Origin of the sequence: Sinorhizobium fredii USDA 205 (assembly GCF_001461695.1) — a bacterium.
Lineage (GTDB): Bacteria > Pseudomonadota > Alphaproteobacteria > Rhizobiales > Rhizobiaceae > Sinorhizobium > Sinorhizobium fredii.
This window is the reverse complement of record NZ_AUTC01000085.1, coordinates 1-23,841: the sequence shown is the minus strand read 5'-3', so window position 1 is coordinate 23,841 and position 23,841 is coordinate 1. Positions and strand designations below refer to the sequence as shown.

Genomic DNA, 23,841 nt, shown 5'->3' with positions numbered 1-23,841 from the left:
GTTGCCGGTTGACGTCGGCTTCGCTGCTCATGGGGCCAGAAAACCACGCCGTACCCGAATGAGGCCTGAACCAGACGTTCAGTTTGTATTCAGGAGCGTGCGGTGGCGTACCCGCGAATTCCGGGGACGCCAAGTCTTTCCGTCAAGCGTCGAAATAACTCTGCAGCGGACGCACCTCGAGGCTCCCGGCCTTCAGCGCCTTGATGGCCTGCGCCGCCGCCTCGGCCCCCGCCATGGTCGTGTAGTAGGGAACCTTCTGCATCAGCGTCGCACGACGGAGCGACTTCGAGTCGGAGATCGCCTTGTTTCCGTCCGTGGTGTTGATGACAAGCTGGACCTGGCGGTTGCGGATCGCGTCCTCGACGTGCGGCCGCCCCTCGAGCACCTTGTTGATCTTGGTGGCGGTGATGCCGTGTTCGCCGAGGAAGCGGGCGGTACCGCCAGTTGCCACGACCTTGAAGCCGATATCCGCGAGAACGCGGATGGCCGGGAGCACCCGTACCTTGTCCTCGTCACGCACCGAGACGAAAACCGTTCCGTCGCGCGGCAGGTCGACACCGGCGCCGAGTTGGGACTTGGCGAAGGCCAGCGCATAATCCGTATCGAGGCCGATCACTTCACCGGTCGAGCGCATTTCCGGGCCGAGGAGGGTGTCGACCCCCGGGAAGCGTGCAAATGGGAACACGGCTTCCTTGACGGCAATGTGCTTGAGATTGCGCGGATCCGGCTTCTTGCCATAGGCGGCGATCGCATCGTCCAGGTTTTCCCCGGCCATCACCCGGGCGGCGATCTTCGCAATCGGCGCGCCGATCGTCTTGGCGACGAAGGGAACCGTGCGGGACGCGCGCGGGTTGACTTCGAGGACGTAGATCGTGCCGTCCTTGATGGCGAACTGCACGTTCATCAGGCCGCCGACGTTCAGCGCCTTGGCGAGCGCCGCCGTCTGGCGCTCGAGCTCGTCGACGAGGTTCTTGTCGAGCGAGTGTACCGGCAGCGAGCAGGCCGAGTCGCCGGAGTGAATGCCGGCCTCCTCGATATGCTCCATGATACCGCAAACGAAGACGTCCTTGCCGTCGCAGAGGCAATCGACGTCCACCTCGATCGCATTGGTCAGATAGCTGTCGAAGAGCAGCGGATTCTTGCCGAGCAGCGTGTTGATCTGGCCGGTCTTGTCGTTCGGATAGCGCTGCTTGATGTCTTCCGGCACAAGTCCCGGAACCGTATCGAGCAGGTAGGTCTGCAGCATGCTTTCCGAATGGATGATCTGCATGGCGCGGCCGCCGAGGACATAGGACGGGCGCACGACCAGCGGGAAGCCGATTTCGGCGGCGACGAGGCGCGCCTGCTCGACGGAGTAGGCGATGCCGTTGCGCGGTTGGTTGAGGTCGAGCTTCATCAGCAGCTTCTGGAAACGGTCGCGGTCTTCGGCAAGATCGATCGCGTCGGGTGCCGTGCCGAGGATCGGGATGCCGTTCTTCTCGAGCGCCTCGGCAAGCTTCAGCGGCGTCTGGCCGCCGAACTGCACGATGACGCCGTGCAGCGTGCCGTTTTCCTGTTCAGCGCGCATGATCTCGATCACGTCTTCCGCCGTCAGCGGCTCGAAATAGAGCCGGTCGGAGGTATCATAGTCGGTCGAAACGGTTTCCGGGTTGCAGTTGATCATGATCGCTTCGTAGCCGGCATCCTTCAGCGCGAAGGCCGCGTGGCAGCAGCAATAGTCGAACTCGATGCCCTGGCCGATCCGGTTCGGGCCACCACCCAAAATGACGACCTTCTTGCGATCGGAGACCTGTGCCTCGGAGCGGGCCGCGCCGACGAACGGAGTCTCATAAGTGGAATACATGTAGGCGGTCGGCGAGGCGAATTCGGCCGCACAGGTGTCGATGCGCTTGTAGACCGGGCGGACGTTCAACGCGTTGCGCAATTCCGCCACTTCCTTCGGGCGCTTGCCGGTGAGCGTCGCAAGCCGCGCATCCGAGAAGCCCATCGCTTTCAGCATTCTGAGGTTTTCCGCATCCTGCGGCAGGCCGTGCTCCCGGATGCGGGTCTCCATGTCGACGATTGCCTTGAGCTGGGCAATGAACCAGGGATCGATCTTGCAGGCCTCGTGCACTTCCGCCTCTGTCATGCCGAGGCGCAGCGCCTGGGCGACCATGCGCAGCCGGTCGGGGGTCGGCGTGCCGATCGCGGCGCGGATGGCGTTGCGGCCGTCGCCGTTCTCGTCGAAATCCGGAACTTCGATCTCGTCGAGACCGGTCAGTCCCGTTTCGAGCCCCCGAAGCGCCTTCTGCAGCGATTCCGCAAAGGTCCGGCCGATTGCCATGACTTCGCCGACCGACTTCATTGCCGTGGTCAGCGTCGGCTCGGCGCCGGGGAACTTCTCGAAGGCAAAGCGCGGGATCTTGGTGACGACATAGTCGATCGACGGTTCGAAGGAGGCCGGCGTGGCTCCTCCCGTGATGTCGTTCTCCAGTTCGTCGAGCGTATAGCCGATAGCAAGCTTGGCGGCGATCTTAGCAATCGGGAAACCGGTGGCCTTGGAAGCGAGCGCCGAAGAGCGCGAGACGCGCGGGTTCATCTCGATGACAACCAGGCGGCCGTTTTCCGGATTGACCGCGAACTGCACGTTCGATCCGCCGGTTTCGACGCCGATCTCGCGCAAGACCGCGATCGAGGCGTTGCGCATGATCTGATATTCCTTGTCGGTCAGCGTCAGCGCCGGCGCGACGGTGATCGAATCGCCCGTATGCACGCCCATCGGGTCGATGTTTTCGATCGAGCAGATGATGATGCAATTGTCCGCCTTGTCGCGGACGACTTCCATTTCATATTCCTTCCAGCCGAGCACCGACTCCTCGATCAGGACTTCGGTCGTCGGCGACGCATCGAGACCGCTGCCGACAATTTCGAAGAATTCCGACCGATTGTAGGCGATGCCACCGCCCGTGCCGCCCAGCGTGAAGGACGGCCGGATGATCGCCGGCAGGCCGACATCGTCGAGCGCCTGCGCGGCGATCGCCATGGCGTGGTTCACATAGCGCTGCTTGCGGTCGCCTTCGCCGAGGTTCCACTTGTTCTCGAGCTCGTCGAGGGCCGAGTCGAGGTCGTTACCGGAAAATTTCGCCTTGAGCGCGGCACGTTCCGCCTCATGGGCTTTGCGGTCCAGGTCCTTGATGTCGGTGGCGTTCGCCAGCCGCGACTCGGGTGTTTCGAGCCCGATCTTGGCCATCGCTTCGCGGAAAAGGGCGCGGTCCTCGGCCTTGTCGATCGCCTCGGGCTTGGCGCCGATCATCTCGACATTGTAGCGGTCGAGAACGCCCATCCGGCGCAGGGAGAGCGCCGTGTTCAATGCCGTCTGGCCGCCCATGGTCGGCAGCAGCGCATCGGGGCGTTCCTTGGCGATGATCTTGGCGACGACTTCGGGCGTGATCGGCTCGACATAGGTCGCGTCCGCCAGCCCAGGATCGGTCATGATCGTCGCCGGGTTGGAGTTGACGAGGATGACGCGATAGCCTTCCTCCTTGAGCGCCTTGCAAGCCTGGGTGCCGGAGTAATCGAACTCGCATGCCTGGCCGATCACGATCGGTCCCGCGCCGATGATGAGGATCGATTTGATATCTTGGCGCTTCGGCATGGTTCTCATCCGTTTTCTGGTTGCGCGAAAAACCGGCCGAGGTGGGAGATCACCGGCCGGGTGCGCAATGAATGGTGTTTTCAGGCTAGAAGCGGCTTATAGGCAAATGTCTTTGCCAGCGAAACCCCGAAAATTCCGGAATCGACAATAAAGCGAAGATATTCGGAAGCATCGGTCAAAGCGGCCTCGCTCACCGATATTCGCTTGCGGTCCGCGGCCTGTTCGGATGGCGCGGTCACCAGCGCTCCATGCACCTTGGTGCCGCTCCTCGTGAATGGGAGCGCGAAAGCAAAGCGACGTCATCCGCCGCTCAGGCGCGCAGGGGTCGGAGTTACCGCAGAAAATGACCCGTCAGATGAAACCGCCCCGTGACGATTGCGTTTTACATGGATCGTCGTGCGGGCATATAACTATTCAACGCGCCAAGGTGGAAGCGACGTCTCCGGAGGACAGATCATGGAATGGAAGGGTCGCCGCCAGTCCAGCAACGTCGAGGATCAGCGGGGCGCAAGCCCCGGCGGCCTTGGAGGCGGCCCCTTCGGCCGCGGCGGAGGATTCCGCATCCCGACCGGCGGGGGCGGCATGCGTCGCGCCGGCGGTGGCTTGAGCTTCGGCACGATCATCTTCCTCGTCATCCTCTATTTCATCCTCCGGGCCATGGGCATCGACATGCTCCAGGTGCTCGAGGGTGGCCCGGTGAACATGCCCGGCTTCGAGCAGAGTGATGGTTCTGAGGCGCCGCGCGGCTCGGCCGAAGAAGAGGAAATGAAGTCGTTCATGGCGACCGTGCTTGCGGAAACCGAAGACACCTGGAACGGCATCTTCCAGGCCGGCGGCCAACAATACGAGGAGCCGAAGCTGGTGCTCTTCAACGGTGCCGTCCAGTCGGCCTGCGGGTTCGCCCAGGCGGCGTCAGGCCCCTTCTATTGCCCGGGCGACCGCAAGGTCTATCTCGATATGAGCTTCTTCGAGGAGCTCGCACAGAAGTTCGAGGCGGCCGGCGATTTCGCCCAAGCCTATGTCCTGGCACACGAGGTGGGCCACCACGTTCAGAACCTGGTCGGTGTCCTGCCGAAATTCAATCAGATGCGTCAGCGCATGAGCGAGGTCGAGGCGAACCAGATGTCGATCCGCGTCGAGCTACAGGCGGATTGCTTTGCCGGCATCTGGGGCAAATACACCGAACAGAAGGGCTTGCTGGAGCGCGGCGACCTCGAAGAGGCACTCAATGCCGCGACCCAGATCGGTGACGACACGCTGCAGAAACGCACGCAGGGCTATGTCGTGCCGGAGAGCTTCAACCACGGCACCTCGGAGCAACGGATGAAGTGGTTCAGGCGCGGCTTCGACAGCGGCAGGATGTCGGACTGTGACACCTTCTCCGGTTCGGTTTGAAACTTCGGACGGGCCGGGCCAAGCCCGGCCAGTTATGCACCGTTATCCCCGCCGTTCGCTATCCATATGGACAAGCTGTGCCTCGGGATAGCGCGCACCGGCGGCAGCGTCCTTCGGAACGGCGCGCTCGATTGCGGCGAGATCCCCGGCATCCAGACGAACCGCCTGCGAGCCAAGCGCCTCGGAAAGACGGTCGCGCCGCCGGGCACCGACGAGCGGCACGATATCTCTGCCCTGAGCGGCGACCCAGGCAATGGCGATCTGCGCCACCGTCGCGCCCCTGTCGGCCGCAATGCGTCTCAACGCTTCGACCAAAGCGAGGTTCTGTTCGAGATTGCCATCCTGGAAGCGGGGGCTCATGGCTCGGAAATCGCCGTTTTTGGCCGCGTCTTTCTGCCAGTGACCGCTGATCAGGCCGCGCGACAGCACGCCATAGGCGGTGATGCCTATCCCGAGTTCTCGGCACGTCGGGAGGATCTGGTCCTCAATTCCTCGCGAGATCAGCGAATACTCGATCTGCAGGTCGCTGATGGGATGGACGGCGGCGGCGCGGCGGATCGTCTCCGCTCCGACCTCGGACAGGCCGATATGGCGAACGTAACCCGCCTTCACCATGTCCGCGATTGCTCCGATCGTCTCTTCGATCGGCACATCCGGGTCGAGACGGGAGGGGCGATAGATATCGATATGGTCGACGCCGAGGCGTTGAAGGCTGTAGGCGAGGAAATTCCGCACCGCCTTCGGCCGTCCATCGTAACCGGACCAGCCGCCGGCCGCATCGCGCAGCGCACCGAACTTGACGCTCAGTTGCACCTTGTCGCGACGCCCGCCCGTGAGCGCCTCGCGGATCAGCATTTCGTTGTGCCCCATGCCGTAGAAGTCGCCCGTATCGAGCAGCGTGATGCCGGCTTCGAGTGCAGCATGAATAGTAGCAATGCTTTCTGCCCGATCGGCCGGACCGTACATACCCGACATCCCCATGCAGCCGAGGCCAATCGCCGAGACCTCTGGGCCGGACGTGCCTAGCGAAACTATCTGCATCTCACTTCTCCTTGGCGAGGCCTTGCGGCCGTTTCGTCGCTGCAAGGTTTACTCCTGGTCGCTCTGTGCGATAATCCGGTATTCACGCGACAGCTTGTACGGATTATCGCACAATGGACGACCTTCCCCTTGCCGATCTCGACGCCTTCGCAGCTGTGGCGCGCGAACGCAGTTTTCGCACGGCCGCGAAGAAGCGGGGCGTATCGGCCTCCGCACTCAGCGAAGCGCTGCGGCGGCTCGAATCCAGGCTGGGCGTCAGGCTGCTCAATCGCACCACGCGCAGCGTCACGGTGACGGAGGCCGGCAGGCGCCTCGTCGAGCGGTTGACCCCAGCGCTCGGCGAGATCACTGGCGCCCTCGACCAAGCGGCCAGCGAACGCGACAACCCGGCTGGAACCTTGCGGTTGAACGTGCCGACAATCGTTGCGCGTGAAATCCTGCCCGCCATCGTCGGTCCCTTTCTCCAGGCTCATCCGGCGATCGCCCTGGAAGTTACCGCCGACGACGGATTCATCGACGTTCTGGCCGCCGGTTTCGATGCGGGTGTGCGTTACGAGGAGCGACTCGAAAAGGACATGATCGCCATACCGATCGGGCCGCGGGTGCAGCGCTACATAACGGCGGCCGCACCCACCTATCTTGCCCGGCGCGGCGTGCCGCGGCATCCGCGCGATATCCTCGATCACGCCACCATCCGCCATCGGTTTCAGAACGGCATCGCATTGCCCTGGGAATTCGGCGAGGGCGAGGCGGCAATCACCGTTGCGCCGCCGGCAACAGTGCTCGCCAATACAATCGATCTCGAGATCAGCGCTGCCGTTGACGGGCTCGGAATTATCCGGACCTTCGAAGAATTCCTGGTGCCGGAAATCAAAGCCGGGCGCCTCGTTCCTATTCTGGAAGAATGGGTAACCAGCTTCCCCGGACCCTATCTCTATTACGCGGGCCGGCGACATATGCCGCCGCCGCTGTGCGCCTTCGTCGATTTCCTGAAGGCACGGCAGCGACAGTCGTCGCGATGAACGCAGGCGCGGCACGGAGACTCATTCGTGATTGTGATTATTCCGATAAGAACCTTTGAAATGTTCTTGCATTGTTTCGGTCCAGACGATGCGATAAACCTTATTTGGTGACGTCGTTCTTGTTCTGTCTCCGCTGCGGCGGACAGCGGGGAGGGGAGCTTCATGCTCGACAAGAAATTCGTGCGACGCGGCCTGTTCCTCGTCTTCTTGATTCTGCTTCTCGACATCATGGGCATCGCGATCATCGTGCCCGTGCTGCCGAGCTATCTTCAGGAACTGACCGGGGCGAATGTCGGCGAGGCTGCTATCGAGGGCGGCTGGCTGCTGCTCGTCTATTCGGGGATGCAGTTTCTCTTTGCGCCGGTGATCGGCAATTTGAGCGACCGGTTCGGACGGCGGCCGATCCTGCTGGCCTCGGTCTTGACGTTCGCGATCGACAATCTGATCTGCGCGCTGGCGACGAGCTATTGGATGCTGTTTGTCGGCCGCATTCTCGCCGGCATCAGCGGCGCGAGCTTTGGCACTGCCTCCGCCTTCATCGCCGACGTCAGCGACGATAGCAACCGCGCCAGGAACTTCGGGTTGATCGGCATCGCCTTCGGCACGGGATTCGCGCTCGGTCCAGTGATCGGCGGTCTCCTCGGCGAACTGGGTCCGCGCGTCCCCTTTTACGGCGCCGCCGCGCTGTCCTTCGTCAACTTCGCGATCGGCCTGTTCATGCTGCCCGAGACGCTTCATCCGGCAAATCGGCGCCGCTTCGAGTGGCATCGGGCAAATCCGCTCGGCGCGCTGAAGCAGATGCGCAGCTATCCAGGCATCGGCTGGGTGGGTCTCGTCTTCTTTCTCTATTGGCTCGCCCATGCCGTCTATCCGGCGGTCTGGTCGTTCGTTTCGTCCTACCGCTACGGCTGGAGCGAAGGGCAGATCGGACTGTCACTCGGCATCTTTGGCGTTGGCGGAGCGCTGGTGATGGCGGTCGTCCTGCCGCGCGTCGTGTCGCAATTGGGTGAGCGAAGAACGGCGACGCTTGGTCTCGTCTTTACGGCGCTTGGCATGGCCGGCTACGCGGCTGCCTGGCAGGGCTGGATGGTTTATGCGGTAATCGTCGCGACGGCGCTCGAAAGTCTCGCCGATCCGCCATTGCGCAGCATCGCGTCGGTCCACGTGCCGCCCTCGGCGCAAGGCGAACTGCAAGGCGCTCTCACCAGCATTTCGAGCATAACGACGATCCTCGGACCGCTTCTCTTCACACAGATCTTTGCCCTCTTCACAGGCCCTGCAGCCGGTTACTCGTTCTCCGGCGCGCCTTATGCCGTGGCGGCGTGCCTGATCGTCGCAAGCCTTCCGTGTTCCTGCTGCGGGTGCGGCACGTCGACGCCGGTGCATTTCAGGATGCCGAGCCGACTTCGGTGAACGGTCCGCGGGAACAGTTTGTGCCGCAATCGCAAGCGCCTGCGGATTGATCAATTTTCTTGATAGACCGATGAAAAATTAAGCAGATCCGCCTTGTCGCTGGCGCCCGTCCCGGTGGTGCTGTAATTCGGCTTACTCCTAGAATTTGATGCCCATTGCGCCGCAGAGCGAGGATTATTCCATGCTGACCGCGAACCGAGAGCTTGTGCCTGCACAAACCGACAATTCGTGGGGCACCCACTTCCGGGCCAGCGTCTATCTCGGCGTACCCTTCATCGGTGCGCAACTCGCACAGCTCGCCATCAATACCACCGACGTGCTGATGGTCGGCAGGCTCGGGGCGGTCCAGCTCGCGGCGATCATCCTTGCCACACAGTTCTTTTTCACCGTCTTCATATTCGGCAGCGGCTTCGCAAATGCCGTGGTACCCATGGTCGCGCAGGCCCAGGGTCGGGGCGACCAAGTTTCGGTTCGCCGCTCCGTGCGCATGGGCATGTGGGTGGTCTTGCTCTACGGCCTCATGACCGCGCCGATCCTCTGGATGGCCGAGCCGATCCTGCTTTTCGCCGGCCAGAAGCCCGAGGTCTCGGCTCTTGCAGCGGAGTATCTCCATATCGCGCAATGGGCGATCTTTCCGAGCTTGATCTTCATGGTGCTGCGGGCGTTCCTCAGCGGCCTGGAGCGGGCCGGGATCATTCTTTACGTGACACTCGCGACCCTGGTTCTCAACGCCGTGCTCTGCTATCTGCTGATCTACGGCCATTTCGGCTTTCCGGCGCTTGGCATATTCGGTGCCGCGGTCGCCGCTCTCGGCGTGGCGCTGCTTGGTGCAGCGCTGACGATCGGCTACATACGCAGCCAGCCAGAACTCGATCGGCATGAGCTGTTCGTGCGCTTCTGGCGCCCGGACTGGCCGGCTTTCCGCGAGGTCATCTATCTCGGCGTTCCGATTTCGCTGACGATCCTTGCGGAAGTGAGCCTCTTCACTGTCGCTTCGCTGCTGATGGGGACGATCGGCACCATCGAGCTCGCGGCGCATGGCATTGCGCTCCAGTTCGCTTCGATCGCCTTCATGATTCCGCTCGGCCTTGCCCAGGCGGGCACGGTGCGCGTCGGTCTCGCCTATGGCAGCGGCGATCTCGTCGGCGTCCGGCGCGCCGCCGTCGCCGTGCTCGCCCTCGGCTGCGGGTTCGCGGCCATCGGCAGCACGATCTTTGCGCTGCTTCCCTACCAACTCGCGACCCTCTATCTCGACACCGCCCGGCCCGATGCCGCCGAAGTGCTTGCCTTCGCCGGTCCGCTGATTGTCATTGCGGGCGCGTTCCAATTGGTCGATGGGCTCCAGGCGATCGCCGCCGGCATGCTGCGCGGCCTGAAGGACACGACCGTGCCGATGATCCTGGCGATGATTTCCTATTGGCCGATCGGCTTCGTCTGCGCCTGGGTCTTCGCCTTTCCGCTAGAGTTCGGCGGCGTCGGCGTCTGGTTTGGATTCGTGCTGGGGCTGGCGGCGGCCGCCCTGCTGCTCAACTGGCGCTTCTTCCGCCTCATCCATTCGATGCGCAGCCCCATTGTCGTGTGATTGCCTTTGCAATCGAGCGATACACGAACCGGGCAAAAGAATAGCCGGACGGGCAGGGGATGCCGTCCGGCTCATAATGAGCGGTCTCATCAGGGGAAGAAATGAGACCGCTTGTTGTGAAACTTCCTGGCAGAAGTTTCCTGGAGGCATTCATATCAAGGCGATGGCGACATTCTTACCGTCGCTGTCGCCCTCATTTTCTCCTCAGCCTATCTGTTGCTGCCGACAGGACCGTCACGCGGTCACGGGCCTCGTTGCGAAGCGCATGGATCGTCGCAAAAATCATCGCGAAAAACATCGCCATCGAAAACAGAGCAAGTCCCATGTCCGTCTCCTTTCAGCTGCTACAACGGCATGCCATTTGGAAAAGTTCCATTCACTTGTTGTTTCAGGCTACAACTTCCGGTGTGAAGCTATCTTGAACATTGGCTTCATCTAGCATTCATCCTTCGGTCGCTGCTGTTTCCGGTGGAACAGGGCAAGGCGGATCGCGCCACCCTTGCGGTTGGCCGCGGTCCGTGACAAAAGGCTTCACCAAACGGAAACAGGCGCGATGACCACGGCTTTCTATCCCGGCTCCTTTGATCCGATGACGAACGGTCATCTTGATGTGCTCGTTCAGGCGCTCAACGTAGCGTCGAGGGTGATCGTCGCGATCGGCATTCATCCCGGCAAGACGCCGCTGTTTTCCTTCGACGAGCGGGCAGGTCTGATCCGCCGCTCGCTTGGCGAATTCCTGCCGGAAAGAGCGGGGGACATCGCCGTCGTTGCCTTCGACAACCTGGTCGTCGATGCCGCCCGTCAGCATGGCGCAAGCCTTCTGGTGCGTGGGCTGCGGGACGGCACGGATCTCGACTACGAGATGCAGATGGCCGGCATGAACAGGCAAATGGCCCCCGATATCCAGACACTGTTTCTGCCCGCGGGGACAGCATCCCGGCCCATTACGGCCACATTGGTCCGGCAGATCGCAGCCATGGGCGGCGACGTCAGCGCCTTTGTTCCCAGGGCGGTCTTTCAGGCGCTGCAGGCGAAGCACCAAGCCTGAGCTTCCACCACGCAAGGAGAACGCATGAAAATCCTCCAATTCGCTTTTGCAGGCGCCCTGGCGCTCGCCACCTTCACGGGAGGCGCCCAGGCGCAGTCGAGCGACAACCTTCTGACGATCGAGCTCAAGGACGGCCCGGTCGTCATCGAGCTGCGTCCGGACATCGCGCCGAAGCATGTGCAGCAGGTCAAGGAACTGGCCGCCGCCGGCGAATACGACAACGTCGCCTTCCATCGGGTGATCAAAGGCTTCATGGCCCAGACCGGCGACGTTCAGTATGGCGACATGAAAGACGGCTTCCAGCCGGAGGCTGCCGGCACGGGTGGTTCTTCGAAGCCGGACCTCAAGGCAGAGTTCTCGGATGTTCCCTTCGAGCGCGGCACCATCGGCATGGCGCGCTCGCAGAGCCCGGACAGCGCCAACTCGCAGTTCTTTATCATGTTCGCTCCGGGCGATTTCCTCAACGGCCAATACACGGTCGTCGGCAAGGTCGTCGAAGGCATGGAGAATGTCGACAAGATCAAGCTTGGCGACGACGCCAACAACGGCGCCGTCACGGACCCTGACCGCATGATCAGCGTCAAGGTCGGCAAATAGGATCAGACAGAAGGAGAAAAACCATGGCCGAGATCAAGGATCCGGAAAACACGATCATCATGGAGACCACCAAGGGCAGGGTGGTGATCGAGCTTCGGCCGGACGTGGCTCCGGGCCATGTCGCCCGCATCAAGGAATTGTCGCGCGAGGGGGCCTATGATGGCGTCGTCTTCCATCGCGTGATCGAGGACTTCATGGCGCAGACCGGCGACGTGCAGTACGGCAAGACCGGCGGCGAGCACTTCAACCCGGCGCGCGCCGGCATGGGCGGTTCCTCCAAGCCGGACCTCAAGGCCGAGTTCTCCGAGATTTCCCATGTGCGCGGTACCTGCTCGATGGCCCGCAGCCAGATGCCGAATTCGGCGAACTCCCAGTTCTTCATCTGCTTTACCGACGCTCCCTGGCTCAATAAGCAGTACTCCGTCTGGGGCCAGGTCATCGACGGCATGGAAGTCATCGACCAGATCAAGCGCGGCGAACCGGTGCGCGATCCCGACTCGATCGTCTCCATGCGGGTTGCCGCGGACGCCTGATTTGCGCTAATGCACAGACCCGCCCCGGTCGCGCTTAAGCCACCGGGGCGGGTTTGCTTTTGTTCGGCCCCTCTATGCGCGTAGACCTGTTCGATTTCGACCTGCCAGAGACTTCCATTGCGCTGAGGCCCGCGAGCCCGCGTGACAGCGCCCGCATGCTCGTGGTGCGGCCTGAAGCGGAGCCCGTTCTCTCCGACCACGGCGTGCTCGATCTGCCTTCGTTCCTCAGGCCCGGCGACGCGCTTGTCTTCAACGATACGAAGGTCATCCCGGCCCAGCTCGAGGGCATTCGCCGACGCGGCGAGGATGTTGCCACGCAGGTCTCATTGACGCTGCACATGCGCGTCGCCCCCGACCGCTGGAAGGCGTTTGCGCGGCCGGCGCGACGGCTGAAGCCCGGCGACCGGATCAGCTTCGGCCATGGCGGCAATGCCTGCCTGCTGGGTTCGCTCGATGCAACCGTTGAAGATAAGGGCGAGGCAGGCGAGGTCACGCTTCGCTTCGACCTTTCCGGTCCGGTGCTCGACGAGGCGATCATGTCAGTGGGGCACATTCCGTTGCCACCTTACATCGCTTCCAAGCGCCCCGAGGATTCACGCGACCGGACCGACTACCAGACGGTCTACGCCCGCGAGGAAGGAGCCGTCGCCGCTCCGACGGCGGGCCTGCACTTCACCGATCGGCTGTTTGCCGAGCTTGACGAGGCCGGTATCGAGCGCCACTTCGTCACGCTGCACGTCGGGGCGGGTACCTTCCTGCCGGTCAAGGCCGATGACACCGACAATCACGTGATGCACGAAGAAATCGGCCATGTGGACGCGGCGACCGCCGAAAGGCTCAACGCGGTTCGGGCGCGCGGCGGACGCATCGTCTGCGTTGGGACGACATCGCTTCGGCTGATCGAGAGTGCCGCGACGCAGGACGGGAAGATCCATCCCTGGTCGGGGCCGACCGGGATCTTCATCACTCCCGGCTACCGCTTCCGTGCCGTCGATATGTTGATGACCAATTTTCACCTGCCGAAATCGACCTTGTTCATGCTGGTGTCTGCCTTCGCCGGTTTGGAAACGATGCGTGGCGCCTATGCCCATGCGATCGCCGCCGGCTACCGCTTCTATTCCTATGGCGATGCAAGCCTGCTCTTCCGGAAAGACCAATGACCGAGACGTTTCAATTCAAGCTGCTTGCAACCGACGGCAAGGCGCGCCGCGGCGAGGTTTCGATGCCGCGCGGGACAATCCGGACGCCGGCTTTCATGCCGGTCGGAACCGTCGGCACGGTCAAGGCGATGTATCTCGATCAGGTACGTGAACTCGGCGCCGACATCATTCTCGGCAACACCTACCATTTGATGCTGCGTCCCGGCGCCGAACGTGTTGCGCGGCTCGGCGGCCTGCACACCTTCATTCGTTGGGAAAGACCTATTCTGACCGACAGCGGCGGCTTTCAGGTCATGTCGCTCTCGAGCCTGCGCAAGCTCAACGAACAGGGCGTGACCTTCAAGAGCCATGTCGACGGCGCGCTCTATCATATGTCGCCGGAACGCTCGATCGAAATCCAGGGACTGCTCGACAGCGACATACAGATGCAGCTTGACGAGTGCGTCGCGCTACCGGCCGAGCCGGGCGAAATCGAGCGCGCAATGGAGATGTCGATCCGCTGGGCGGAACGCTGCAAGGTCGCCTTCGGCGATCAGCCCGGCAAGGCAATGTTCGGCATCGTGCAGGGCGGCGACCTGCCGAAGCTGCGCGAACGTTCCGCGCTGGCGCTGAAGGAGCTCGACCTCAAGGGCTATGCGATCGGCGGTCTTGCCGTAGGCGAGCCGCAGGAGGTGATGCTCGACATGCTCGACGTGACTTGCCCCCTCTTGCCCGCGGAGAAGCCGCGCTACCTGATGGGCGTCGGAACGCCGGACGATATCCTGAAGTCGGTCGCGCACGGGATCGACATGTTCGACTGCGTCATGCCGACCCGCTCCGGTCGCCATGGACTGGCCTTCACGCGCTACGGCCGGATCAATCTGCGCAATGCGCGCCATGCCGAAGATACGCGGCCGCTCGACGAACAGTCCTCGTGCCCGGCGGCGCGGGATTACTCGCGCGCCTACCTGCACCATCTGATCCGTTCCAATGAATCGCTCGGCGGCATGCTTTTGAGCTGGAGCAATCTCGCCTATTACCAGGAACTGATGGCCGGAATCCGCAAGGCGATCGAGGAAGGGCGCTATGCAGACTTCATGGCAGAGACCCAGGAAGGCTGGGAGCGCGGCGACCTTGCGCCGGTTTAAGCCGGCACAAACGATCAGAGGGCCGGACCGGGTGCGGTCTGCACCATCACTACGCCATTGATCTTGTAGCTCCCGTCCGCCTGCGGGACGAGCTCGTAGATCGCTGTCCAGTCCTTGCCGTCCGATCCGACGATCAGCACTTCCTGAATCACTTCCTTGCCGACCAGCTTCGATCGCCCGAAGGCGAAATTGCCCGGCCGATATAGGTGTTGGTAGCTTTGCTTGACCATCTCGAAGAACACCAGCTTGTCCGGAAATTTCTCCCGAATCCCGGGGGAAGCGAAGGAATAGGCGGTTTCCGCATCGTCTTCGAGAAAAGCCCTGATCTGGGCTCGAATAATTGATTGGGCCGAATCAACGGGGTCTGCAAACGTTAGTCCTGCGCCCAGCGCAAGCTGCAGACAGAGAGCGACGGAGACCACTCTGGTCATGGGAGCCTCCATTTCAGCGCCGCGCGTCCAATCGGACGCGCTAAGGTCGCTGTAGCACTATGAAATTCTGCATGATTTTGTCCTTAAATCGATTCCGATTTAAGGAATCATGCAGTAGCTTTTCGTTATTCAAGCATATGCTCGGCGGCCGCGTTGATAAGCACCACCTTCGGCTGATGGGGTGATCGCGGGCGGCGATCATCAAGAGCGGTGCTGATATTTCAGTTATTTACGCCAGATCTTTGAACTCTCTCGCGAACAGTCACAATCTCGTGACTGGGCGCCCGCCTTCGGCGCAATCTAGTCGCGCTTGGAGACCACCCGTTCGGCGTTGCGTTGGCGCGCACCGTGGCATGCCGTGTATTTCTTCCCGGATCCGCAAGGACAGGGGTCGTTGCTCCGACGCTGCAGGCGGCTGATCAAGGGCAGCAATAACACGGAAGGGATCAGGGACGTGATCAGAATTGCCAGCTTGGCCGAGATGCCGGGAATGATGAGCCGACGGCCGGATCTGAAGCCACTCCAGGCGCGTTCGGCGACGTATTGAGAATCGACTTTCGGCAGGACTTTGAAAAGTGCCGCCCTGTTGGCGCCCGATCGCTCGAGGAACTCGGTCGACACCGGGCCCGGGGCGACACAGGTCACGGTCACGCCCGTACGGTGCAGTTCCTGGTGGAGTGCCTCTGAAAACGACCGGACAAAGCCTTTGCTGGCATAATAGAGGGCCATGTATGGGCCGGGTGTGAAGCTTGCTACGGAACCGAGATTGATGACGCCGCCGCTGCCGCGCATCACCATGCCCGGCAGGAACCGAAGGGTAAGATCGGTCAGCGCCCGTATGTTGAGGTCGACGATGCCAAGCTGGTCATCGACAGGCAACACCGTTGCGCTGCCTCGAAGACCATAGCCGGCACTGTTGACCAGGACATCGCAGAACAGGCCGTGTTCAGACAGGAACGATGCGAGCTGCCGTGCCGCATCATCGGCCAGGAGATCCAAGGCGAAAGTGAACACCTCGCCACCGCCATTGGGCATTTCGGCGGCGGCGGCCGCGAGGCCGTCCGGCGAGCGCGCCACCAGCACGACGCTTGCGCCGTCCCGGGCGGCGACGCTGGCAATCGCCTTGCCGATTCCGCGTGAGCCGCCCACCACGACGACGGCTGGCCGAAGCTGCACGTCCATCGTCATGCGGCACCGGGGACAGCGCCCGCGACGGCGACGGTTTCGGTTTGACCGGACACCTCGGCGGCGATTTCGCCATTCAGAATTCTTTCGAATCGCTCCAGCGCCCGCGCCACATTGGCACCATCCATGACCCGGTGATCATAATGGATTCGGACGGTTACCGTCCCCTGGCCGTCGATCGGGCCATAGTTGAAGATCGTCGTCAGGGGCGTCAGCGGATTTAGCGATTCGGCGCCGAGCCCCGAATAGACGGACAACTGGAAGGTTCCGAAATGGCGGCCGCGCGGGCGACCGAGATTGAGCCCCAGCCACATGAGCAGCCAGCGGATCGGCGCCGGCAGCCGGGCGATCTTCAGGGCGCGGCGGAACTCCTTCACCTCCATGATGGGACGCGTCCGTGCCGCCTCGATCAGGCCCGCGAGTTCGGCGATAGAACGGCGCTCGGGGGTCTTGATCAAACTCAGAAGCACGGCCCGCTCGCCGCCAAGCTCGCGCTCGTGAGCGACGGAAGCAATGCTTCCCGGATATTCGTAGAGTTGAGGTCTCGGCAGCTTGACATAGGCCTGCCGGAGTTCAGGGGTTTCGAGAGAAAGAAGCGCGTACCCCTTGAGAAACAGCACAGTCCAGGACGGTCTGTTCTGTTGGGACATCCGGGCCTGAAGGAGTGGAGCGAGATTCATCTGTCGCTGCACGGTGACCCGCGGCACACGAATCGAAAACCGCATCAGATCGCCGACGAGGCGTCGCGGCCTCGAAAGCTTGAGAGCTCGGCCTCGCATCGGGACACCTCTAGTAGAGAAAGGGAATGATCCGCTTGGTTCTTTCCATGTAGGCGCGGTATTGCGGGCCGAATGTTTCCAGCATCATGCGCTCCTCCTTGTCCACCCTCAGAAAAAACAGGATCGCGAAACCGACCAGTCCGGCGAAGCCCATGACCCAGTTCGACAGCAGGAAGGCCTGCCCGACACCCATGAGCAGAAACGAAGTGTACATTGGGTGGCGAACGAGGGCATAAGGCCCGCCGCTGATCAGCTCATGCCGATCGCGGATCTCCAGTGTGATGGACCAATTGCGGCCAAGTTCCTTGTGGGTTCTGCGAAACACCCACATCGCAGCAGCGAAGACGAGGGTTCCGATGGCCACGGCCCACGCGCTGGCCGGATAATCGGCTGCCGAGGGAATCCCGGTTACCACATAAAATCCCGGTACGATTCCGAGGCCAGCCAACGCCGCAGCCAGCCCGATCGTCTCCGAAGCCGTGCGGCGGTTGCTGACGACCTCTACGCGCTTGGCGCGGCGCTCGTAGGGACGGCGAATAAAGTACCAGGCGACGATGCCAAGCACCCAAATAATCTGCCCGATGGAAGCGATCGACATGCTTATCCTAGCTAACACGGCTCATCCGCGATCATGCCGCTGGCCGAAGCGGGCAGGGCTACTGCATGTTTCCTTAAATCGTAGCCGATTCAAGGACAAAAACATGCAGCGTTTCAAAGTGCTACAGCCACCTTTGCACGTCTGAAAAGTCGCGCGGCGCTGGAGCCGATCGCGCTAGCCCCCATTCATCTCACGGAGCCTTGTAATGAATTCTTGCGGCCTTAGCCAGATGCCTGGAGTGCTATACCCCATGGACCGCGCAATCTCAGCGACGAAGGCATTGCAGTTGTAGACCGACGCCTGCCAGACGCGCGACTTAGCCTTCAGCTTTCGTATGAAGGCGACGACCTCGTTGTACTCTGCCTCGGTCAGCATGATGCGCCAACTGGCCGACCTGTATTCCTCTTCCAGGTCGCCGTCGCTCGCTCCGGTCTCGGCCGGCACGGGAAAGAAATGACCAAGGACATAGGGCGCGGCATCATTCGTGGCCGGCGCCAGACCCGCGACTTCCGGGCTGATCATTGCCCCTGCCGCATTGGTGCGGCCGAAAACCGCATAGGTGTGGCCGTAGCTCAGCGCATAGCGCGAGCGGAATTCGATGAAATACCCTTGCTCTCGGGATTGGGATATCAGCTTGGCCGGCCCGCCAATTTTCTGGCTGCTCGACACATAGGCCGGTTGGGGTTTTTTGTCTTGCGTCTGGCACGCTGTCGTCGCGAATGCGAGCAGGATTACAGGTAGGATACGGCTTGCTGCAGATGTCATCACGTCACGTCGCTCTGTCGCCGAACTCTATACTCTATTTTAGCAGAACTTGGGCCGGCTCGGGCCAATCAGTGGCGTCTTTGACCGACAGCCCTGAGGTGTTCGGTCTTCAAGGCGCCCCGTGGGGAGAATCTGTCGAGCCTCCCCACGGGGCAAATTCAGCTGCTACTTATAAACGGGAGCGGGCTCTACTGCCGGCTCTGCAGCTGGCGGCGGTGCCTTCCCTTTACCCTTGCCAATCGTGTCACAAGCGGTCAGCCCGGTGACAGAAAGCAATGCGATCATAACGATTAGAATTCTGCTCATTCAGAAGTCCTTTCCTCAATAGTCGGAATGGTTTATCGAAGGCAACACTCCAAGTAATAGTGGCGATTCTCGTCTTAGCCTAGTGCAAGAAGGACACAGTTGGCGTCAGGTTTGTCGGTCCGGAACTGTTCAACGGGTTCTTCAACACACATGGCTTGATTATTTATACCAAATACGCGCGCAAATACCATCAGATGATCAATACCGTGGTCCCCACGGGGGTCCGACTGTAGAGATCAACGATGTCATCGTTCGTCAAGCGGATGCAACCGCTCGATACTGCCTGACCGATCGTCCATGGTTCGTTCGTGCCGTGCAGGCGGAACATGGTGTCGTTCCCGCCACGATAGAGGTAGAGAGCGGATGCACCAAGCGGATTGTGTAATCCGCCTGAGACGCCCCCCGCATACTGGCGCAGGTGAGGCTTGCGGCGCATCATGCTTTCGGTGGGTGTCCACGACGGCCACTCCGCCTTTCGGCCGATCGTCGCCTTGCCCTTGAGTGTGCGCCCTTCCTCTCCAACGCCGATGCCGTAGCGAACCGCCCAGCCGCCGCCTTGGACATAGTAGAGATAGCGTTCTTCGGTGTTGACGACGATCGTTCCCGGTGCCTCGCCTCCGTCATAGGCCACTTCCTGCCTGCGGTAGCGCGGATCGATACGCGTCCTGGAGGCGATGGGGCTTTCAATTGTTCGCCCGATCGAACTACATCCGGTGGCCACGAGAGCCAGACTACCCAACACGAGCATGCGACGCGTAACGTGGTTCTTGTCCATCTTCACCTGCTGAGAAAATTCGTGAGTCCCCGTTCTGCGTGTTTAACACCGCTGCGGGCGCCGTGCCAAGCCTCGCATCTCAGGCGGGCACGACGAGGTGAATTTGACGTTCAGAATCAGGGGAGTGCAGGCCCGATTCGAGACGCTACAAAGGGTCGCCGCGGAGGATCGGCCCTCCGATTCGCGTCGGGTTGTCCCTCTCGGCGCCCGAATCTTGGGCCCGCGGATGTCGACTCGCGAACGGTTATGACGGCTGACGCGATCGAGCCATCGGGCCGCCGGCTTCGGGGATAGATTAAACCCTTGCGGCAACCTCCCGTGTCTGCTCGACTGGGAGTGGGAAGAGCTAGGAAGGATCGACAGCATGAAACTGCGCTTCGACGGCAAGATCGCCATCGTTACCGGCGGCGGTTCGGGAATCGGCGCCGCCATCTCCCGGCAATTGAGCGGCGAGGGGGCGGAAGTTGTCGTTGCCGATCTCAATCCAGAAGCCGCCGAGGGGATCGTCGACGAGATCCGCGGCAAGGGAGGTCGGGCCCGCCATTTTACGGTCGATGTCGCCGACGCTGGTGCTGTCGAGCAATTGGTCGACTTCGCTCTCCGGGAATGCGGGGGCCTGGACCTAGCCGTCAACAACGCCGGCATCGAAGGCGTCCGAAAGCCGACCGGAGACTATCCGCTCGACAACTGGGAGCGCGTGATCGACGTGAACCTGACCGGCACCTTCCATTGCATGAAATACGCGATCGCAGCCATGCTGGGACGGGGAGGTGGCGCAATCGTCAACGTGACGTCGATTCTCGCTTCCGTCGGCTTGCCAACCGCATCGGCCTATACCGCAGCCAAGCATGGGGTTGTCGGTCTTACCAAGGCGGCAGCGATCGAATATGCGCGCATGGGCATCCGCATCAACGCCGTCGGTCCCGGGTGGATCGAAACGCCGCTTCTGTCGGAATATGCCGAGCTGGCGAAGACCCGCCGGCTGGAGGCGCTGCAGCCGATGGGCCGGCGAGGGACGCCGGAGGAGGTGGCGGCGCTCGTCTGTTTTCTCTTGTCCGATGAGGCGAGTTTCATCACCGGCAGCTATCATCTCGTGGACGGCGCCTACACGGCTCACTGAGGCGAACCGGATCGAACCTTCTCTCCGCCATCAGAAACACCGCCAGTGCACAACACAGCAGGCCAAGGGATGATGGCAGCCCCTGATGTCCGATCAGTTGCATCGCCAGTCCTGTCGCGGGCGAGCCCACGATGCCGCCGACGCCCCATGCGAACGCGAAGGCAGCGTTGCCGGCGATCAAGGCTCGACCGGTGAAGCGCTCACCGAGTTGGATGAGCGACATGGTGTAGATCCCGAACGAGACCCCGCCCCAGACGAAAACGAGCGGCCAGATGAGCCACGCGTTGAAGATCAAGGGCAGCAGCAGGCAGCCAACCAGCGAAGCCAGGGCACAGACCAACATGGTCCGCGTCGAGCCAAACTGTTCGGCCACGCGTCCGAGCACAATCTGCAGCACGGCATTGCCTGTGATGAAACAGGTGATCAGCGAAGCGATGCGCTCCTCGGCGCTGCCGAGCGCGGCGCCATAGACCGCGAACAAGGAAAGCAGGACCTGCTCGAAGCCGGCAGCAGTGAAAACCGCGAACAACAGCAGCGGCGCCAGTACGAAGAAGCCACTGACCGATGTTGTCTCGCCTTCATGCGGCATCTTCGGCAGGCGCGGCACGACCGCAAGCACGATCAGGCCACAGAGAAGGAAGGCCACGATGCCGATCAGGAAGGGCGGCCAACCCTCTGTTCCAACCAGGCCGAGCGACAGCGGGCCGATGGCGAAGCCACCCGAAACGACCGATGAATAGAGGCCCATGATGCGGCCCCGGCGTGGCGCGGGGGTGATCGAGATCAGCCAGGTCTCGCTCATCACGTAGAGCGGATTGGCGCAGAAGCCGAGCAGCAAGCGCAGCGGCATCCAGACCCAGACGTCCGGCGTCAAGGCAAGCGCGATCAGGGTGAGGGGGGCCAGCATCGAACACAGGATCGCAAGCCGCGCCCCGCCCACGTGCCGCGCCAGCGCCGGAATGAACGGCGCGGATACAATGAAACCGAGCGGCGTCATCGCTGCCGACAAGCCGATCAGGCCGGGCGTCGTTCCCTTTCGCTCCAGGATGAAGCTGAGCAGCGGATAGGTCAGCCCCTGTGCGAGCGCGAACACCGTGACGGTCGCGATGATGCCCGCCATCGCGGCCCAGGGGATGCGATCCTCTCGCGGTGATGTCGTGCCCTGCAAGAGCCGGCAGACCTCTGCGGCATGCGGCAACTGGCGATCCGGTGTCATTGCAGCATTCGCCTCATAGAGGGTTTGATACTTGCCAGAAGGGCTTGGCGATCTCTGCCTCGACCTGCGGTCTCGTCAGGCCGATATCGTCGATCAAATGGGGGTCGTCCTTCAACCGTTGCTCAAGGTCCCAGCGAAAGCGTGTCCGCCAGCGCCAGGTCGCGACAATGCTTCGCAGGGTCGCCAGGCTGTAGTGCCGACGCGACACGTCGGCCGGCGTGACGTGCGTCCTCGGCGGCGCTGCCTGATGCGGGGCCGACGCTAGGGTGGGAGTGGTGTTCATGGCAACCTCCTATCGGTTTGAGGCTCCGGGGACCCTCGACCTGAAAGAAGATGAATTCTGCGGAATACCAACGGCGTCGTACTTAAGCCCTTCCAAAAAGTTCTCAAATATTTCCAAACGGGCTATAGCTGCGCCCTATGCAGGGATCGCGCTTTGCCTTTGGTCCGTTCGTCCTTGATCCGGGTGCGGGAACGCTCCTTCGGAACGATGAACCCGTTGCCGTTGGCTACCGCGGGCTAAAGCTGCTTGCGGCGCTCGTCGAACGGCCCGGCGAAATCCTCGGCAAGGCCGAGTTGATGGACGCGGCGTGGCCGGGCACGGCCGTCGAGGAAGGCAACCTCACGGTCCAGATCGCGCAGCTGCGGAAGCTGCTTGGTCCGGCGGCCGACGGTGGTGAATGGATCTCCACGGTTCCGCGTGTCGGCTACCGCTTCACGGGGGCCATCCAACAGCTCGGCGGTGCGAAGCGAAAACCTTTGCCGCTGCCCGACAAGCCATCGATCGCCGTGCTGCCCTTTGTGAATCTCAGCAACGATCCCGAGCAGAAATCCTTCGCGGATGGGTTGACCGAAGACCTGATCACCGACCTGTCTAGGAGCTCCGGCCTGTTCGTCATCGCACGCAACTCGACCTTCGCCTACAAGGGAAAGGCGATGGACGTGCGCGGGATCGCTGAGGAGCTTGGCGTTCGCTACCTGCTGGAGGGGAGCGCAAGACGCGCCGCAGGGCGCGTGCGCATCAACGCCCAGTTGGTCGACGCGATGAGTGGCGAGCATCTATGGGCGGAACGCTTCGATCGCAGCCTGGAAGACATCTTTGGCGTTCAGGACGAGGTCACCGACAAGATCGTGGAGGCATTGCTCGGCCGGCTGCGCGCACGATCGCCGCCGCGCAATCGGCCCAAGAACCTCGAGGCTTACGATCTCTGCGTGCGGGCGCGCAAGTTGATGGATGATTCACCGCAGACGGCGCGGGAAGCGCATCTGATGCTCACGCGCGCGGTTTCGCTCGATCCGGAATACGCCGAGGCCTATCGCTGGCTCGCCATAAACCACTGGATGGGATGGGTGCATTCCGGCGGCCCAACTGAATCTTCCCGTAGCACTGCTTTGGAACTGGCGCGCAAGGCCGTAGCGATCGATCCTAACGATGCCGGCTGCCGTTGGGTTCTGGCTTACCTGCTTGCCTATGACCGCAGCTTCGCCGAGGCGGATTTGGAATTCACCAAGGCGATAGAACTCGACCCGAACGAGGCCGACGCCTGGGCGGCACTATCCGACATCACGGTTCTGGCCGGGCGGGTCGAGGAGGGCCTTGAGCACATTCGCAAGGCGTTTCGGCTGAACCCGTTTCCGCCAAGCTGGTACTATCTGGCGCTCGGCCAGGCGCACTATGCGGCCGGCGAATACGAGGCCGCCGTCGAGACACTGCGCAGGGATGAGACTTATCGTACAAGCTCGCGCCGTTTCCTGGCGGCAAGCCTTGCCCAACTGGGCCGCCTCGACGAGGCGCGCGCAGAGGTCGAACTGTTCCTCGTCGGCAACCCGCATTTCACGATCCGCCACTGGGCCGCGACGGAGCCGTTCCGCGACGCTGCTACGCTTGAACATTTCGTTGATGGCTTCCGCAAGGCTGGTCTTCCGGAGTGACGAGCCCCGGTGATCAATCCGCTGCAGATCGCGCTCGCTCAACGCAATCAATCCCATCCGCAGTCTCCCACGTCATCAAAACGCTGGGAGAGTGACATTCTTACTTTGCAGGATCAGGACACTTTAACTTTGCGGTGTGAATTCATGCCGAACTGCGACTTGCGCGTGTGACGCTACCCGAC

23 protein-coding genes are annotated in these 23,841 nt (G+C 62.0%); 11 read left to right on the top strand and 12 right to left on the bottom strand.

The features are described from left to right. Positions 1–142: 142 nt before the first annotated feature. Positions 143–3,634 carry a carbamoyl-phosphate synthase large subunit gene (carB, locus tag N181_RS09675; protein WP_037397653.1) on the bottom strand — a complete coding sequence of 1,164 codons (3,492 nt, stop codon included), beginning with the start codon at positions 3,632–3,634 and terminating at the stop codon, positions 143–145. Between the two features lie 456 nt (positions 3,635–4,090). Here carB and ypfJ point away from each other — a divergent pair, with 456 nt between their 5' ends. Then, entirely contained in the window at positions 4,091–5,029 is a 939-nt protein-coding gene (gene ypfJ, locus N181_RS09670; protein ID WP_037397656.1) for a KPN_02809 family neutral zinc metallopeptidase, read from the top strand. Between the two features lie 42 nt (positions 5,030–5,071). On the opposite strand, the gene N181_RS09665 is transcribed toward ypfJ, so the two are convergent. Beyond that, positions 5,072–6,070, bottom strand: a complete 999-nt coding sequence (locus N181_RS09665) for an aldo/keto reductase (RefSeq protein ID WP_014328439.1) — start codon at positions 6,068–6,070, stop codon at positions 5,072–5,074. Positions 6,071–6,183: 113 nt separating this feature from the next. Between N181_RS09665 and N181_RS09660 the strand changes: the two genes are divergently transcribed. From N181_RS09660 to N181_RS09650, 3 genes are all read left to right on the top strand, one after another. Beyond that, positions 6,184–7,092 carry a LysR family transcriptional regulator gene (locus N181_RS09660; RefSeq protein ID WP_037397661.1) on the top strand — a complete coding sequence of 303 codons (909 nt, stop codon included), beginning with the start codon at positions 6,184–6,186 and terminating at the stop codon, positions 7,090–7,092. Positions 7,093–7,254: 162 nt separating this feature from the next. Then, positions 7,255–8,505, top strand: a complete 1,251-nt coding sequence (locus N181_RS09655) for a TCR/Tet family MFS transporter (RefSeq protein WP_141322066.1) — start codon at positions 7,255–7,257, stop codon at positions 8,503–8,505. A gap of 181 nt (positions 8,506–8,686) precedes the next feature. After that, the gene (locus N181_RS09650) at positions 8,687–10,087 is read left to right on the top strand and encodes an MATE family efflux transporter (protein WP_037397667.1); all 1,401 of its coding nucleotides are present in this window, start codon (positions 8,687–8,689) and stop codon (positions 10,085–10,087) included. A 193-nt stretch (positions 10,088–10,280) separates the two neighbouring features. Here N181_RS09650 and N181_RS35200 read toward each other — a convergent pair whose 3' ends face one another. Continuing rightward, a complete protein-coding gene (locus N181_RS35200; RefSeq protein WP_037397670.1) occupies positions 10,281–10,412 on the bottom strand; it encodes a hypothetical protein in 132 nt (43 codons plus the stop codon). A gap of 228 nt (positions 10,413–10,640) precedes the next feature. Between N181_RS35200 and coaD the strand changes: the two genes are divergently transcribed. The 5 genes from coaD to tgt all read left to right on the top strand — a co-directional run bounded on the left by coaD (position 10,641) and on the right by tgt (position 14,552). After that, the gene (gene coaD / locus N181_RS09645) at positions 10,641–11,135 is read left to right on the top strand and encodes a pantetheine-phosphate adenylyltransferase (protein WP_037433700.1); all 495 of its coding nucleotides are present in this window, start codon (positions 10,641–10,643) and stop codon (positions 11,133–11,135) included. A 24-nt stretch (positions 11,136–11,159) separates the two neighbouring features. Continuing rightward, the gene (locus N181_RS09640) at positions 11,160–11,732 is read left to right on the top strand and encodes a peptidylprolyl isomerase (RefSeq protein WP_014328446.1); all 573 of its coding nucleotides are present in this window, start codon (positions 11,160–11,162) and stop codon (positions 11,730–11,732) included. 23 nt (positions 11,733–11,755) lie between these two features. Then, positions 11,756–12,265 carry a peptidylprolyl isomerase gene (locus N181_RS09635; protein ID WP_014328447.1) on the top strand — a complete coding sequence of 170 codons (510 nt, stop codon included), beginning with the start codon at positions 11,756–11,758 and terminating at the stop codon, positions 12,263–12,265. Between the two features lie 74 nt (positions 12,266–12,339). Continuing rightward, positions 12,340–13,425, top strand: a complete 1,086-nt coding sequence (gene queA, locus N181_RS09630) for a tRNA preQ1(34) S-adenosylmethionine ribosyltransferase-isomerase QueA (RefSeq protein ID WP_037397677.1) — start codon at positions 12,340–12,342, stop codon at positions 13,423–13,425. Further along, the gene (tgt, locus tag N181_RS09625) at positions 13,422–14,552 is read left to right on the top strand and encodes a tRNA guanosine(34) transglycosylase Tgt (RefSeq protein WP_014328449.1); all 1,131 of its coding nucleotides are present in this window, start codon (positions 13,422–13,424) and stop codon (positions 14,550–14,552) included. The genes queA and tgt overlap by 4 nt, the downstream gene beginning before the upstream one ends. 14 nt (positions 14,553–14,566) lie before the next feature. On the opposite strand, the gene N181_RS09620 is transcribed toward tgt, so the two are convergent. The 7 genes from N181_RS09620 to N181_RS09595 form a co-directional block, all read right to left on the bottom strand. After that, positions 14,567–14,983, bottom strand: coding sequence for a DUF4864 domain-containing protein (locus N181_RS09620; protein ID WP_014328450.1), 417 nt, complete (start codon positions 14,981–14,983; stop codon positions 14,567–14,569). Between the two features lie 300 nt (positions 14,984–15,283). Then, positions 15,284–16,171, bottom strand: coding sequence for an SDR family NAD(P)-dependent oxidoreductase (locus tag N181_RS09615; RefSeq protein WP_037397679.1), 888 nt, complete (start codon positions 16,169–16,171; stop codon positions 15,284–15,286). Beyond that, positions 16,168–16,947 carry a hypothetical protein gene (locus N181_RS09610; protein WP_037397681.1) on the bottom strand — a complete coding sequence of 260 codons (780 nt, stop codon included), beginning with the start codon at positions 16,945–16,947 and terminating at the stop codon, positions 16,168–16,170. The genes N181_RS09615 and N181_RS09610 overlap by 4 nt, the downstream gene beginning before the upstream one ends. Positions 16,948–16,957: 10 nt before the next feature. Continuing rightward, positions 16,958–17,545 (bottom strand): protein-S-isoprenylcysteine O-methyltransferase, encoded by a 588-nt coding sequence (locus tag N181_RS09605; RefSeq protein ID WP_014328453.1) that lies wholly within the window; start codon positions 17,543–17,545, stop codon positions 16,958–16,960. Positions 17,546–17,719: 174 nt separating this feature from the next. Further along, positions 17,720–18,310 carry a hypothetical protein gene (locus N181_RS09600; RefSeq protein ID WP_037397684.1) on the bottom strand — a complete coding sequence of 197 codons (591 nt, stop codon included), beginning with the start codon at positions 18,308–18,310 and terminating at the stop codon, positions 17,720–17,722. Positions 18,311–18,475: 165 nt separating this feature from the next. Continuing rightward, positions 18,476–18,616 (bottom strand): hypothetical protein, encoded by a 141-nt coding sequence (locus tag N181_RS34720; RefSeq protein ID WP_018239837.1) that lies wholly within the window; start codon positions 18,614–18,616, stop codon positions 18,476–18,478. A 190-nt stretch (positions 18,617–18,806) separates the two neighbouring features. After that, complete coding sequence (locus tag N181_RS09595; RefSeq protein WP_037397687.1) at positions 18,807–19,391, bottom strand: L,D-transpeptidase; 585 nt, start codon at positions 19,389–19,391, stop codon at positions 18,807–18,809. Between the two features lie 364 nt (positions 19,392–19,755). Between N181_RS09595 and N181_RS09590 the strand changes: the two genes are divergently transcribed. Next, complete coding sequence (locus tag N181_RS09590; RefSeq protein ID WP_037397690.1) at positions 19,756–20,511, top strand: SDR family NAD(P)-dependent oxidoreductase; 756 nt, start codon at positions 19,756–19,758, stop codon at positions 20,509–20,511. Here the strand turns inward: N181_RS09590 and N181_RS09585 are convergent. Both N181_RS09585 and N181_RS09580 read right to left on the bottom strand, forming a co-directional pair. Beyond that, entirely contained in the window at positions 20,465–21,727 is a 1,263-nt protein-coding gene (locus N181_RS09585) for an MFS transporter (protein ID WP_050984092.1), read from the bottom strand. The two genes, N181_RS09590 and N181_RS09585, sit on opposite strands and share 47 nt — an antisense overlap. A 13-nt stretch (positions 21,728–21,740) precedes the next feature. Next, a complete protein-coding gene (locus N181_RS09580; RefSeq protein WP_234818572.1) occupies positions 21,741–22,010 on the bottom strand; it encodes a DUF1127 domain-containing protein in 270 nt (89 codons plus the stop codon). 137 nt (positions 22,011–22,147) lie between these two features. Between N181_RS09580 and N181_RS09575 the strand changes: the two genes are divergently transcribed. Beyond that, positions 22,148–23,659 carry a winged helix-turn-helix domain-containing tetratricopeptide repeat protein gene (locus tag N181_RS09575; RefSeq protein WP_037397693.1) on the top strand — a complete coding sequence of 504 codons (1,512 nt, stop codon included), beginning with the start codon at positions 22,148–22,150 and terminating at the stop codon, positions 23,657–23,659. Positions 23,660–23,841 lie beyond the last annotated feature (182 nt).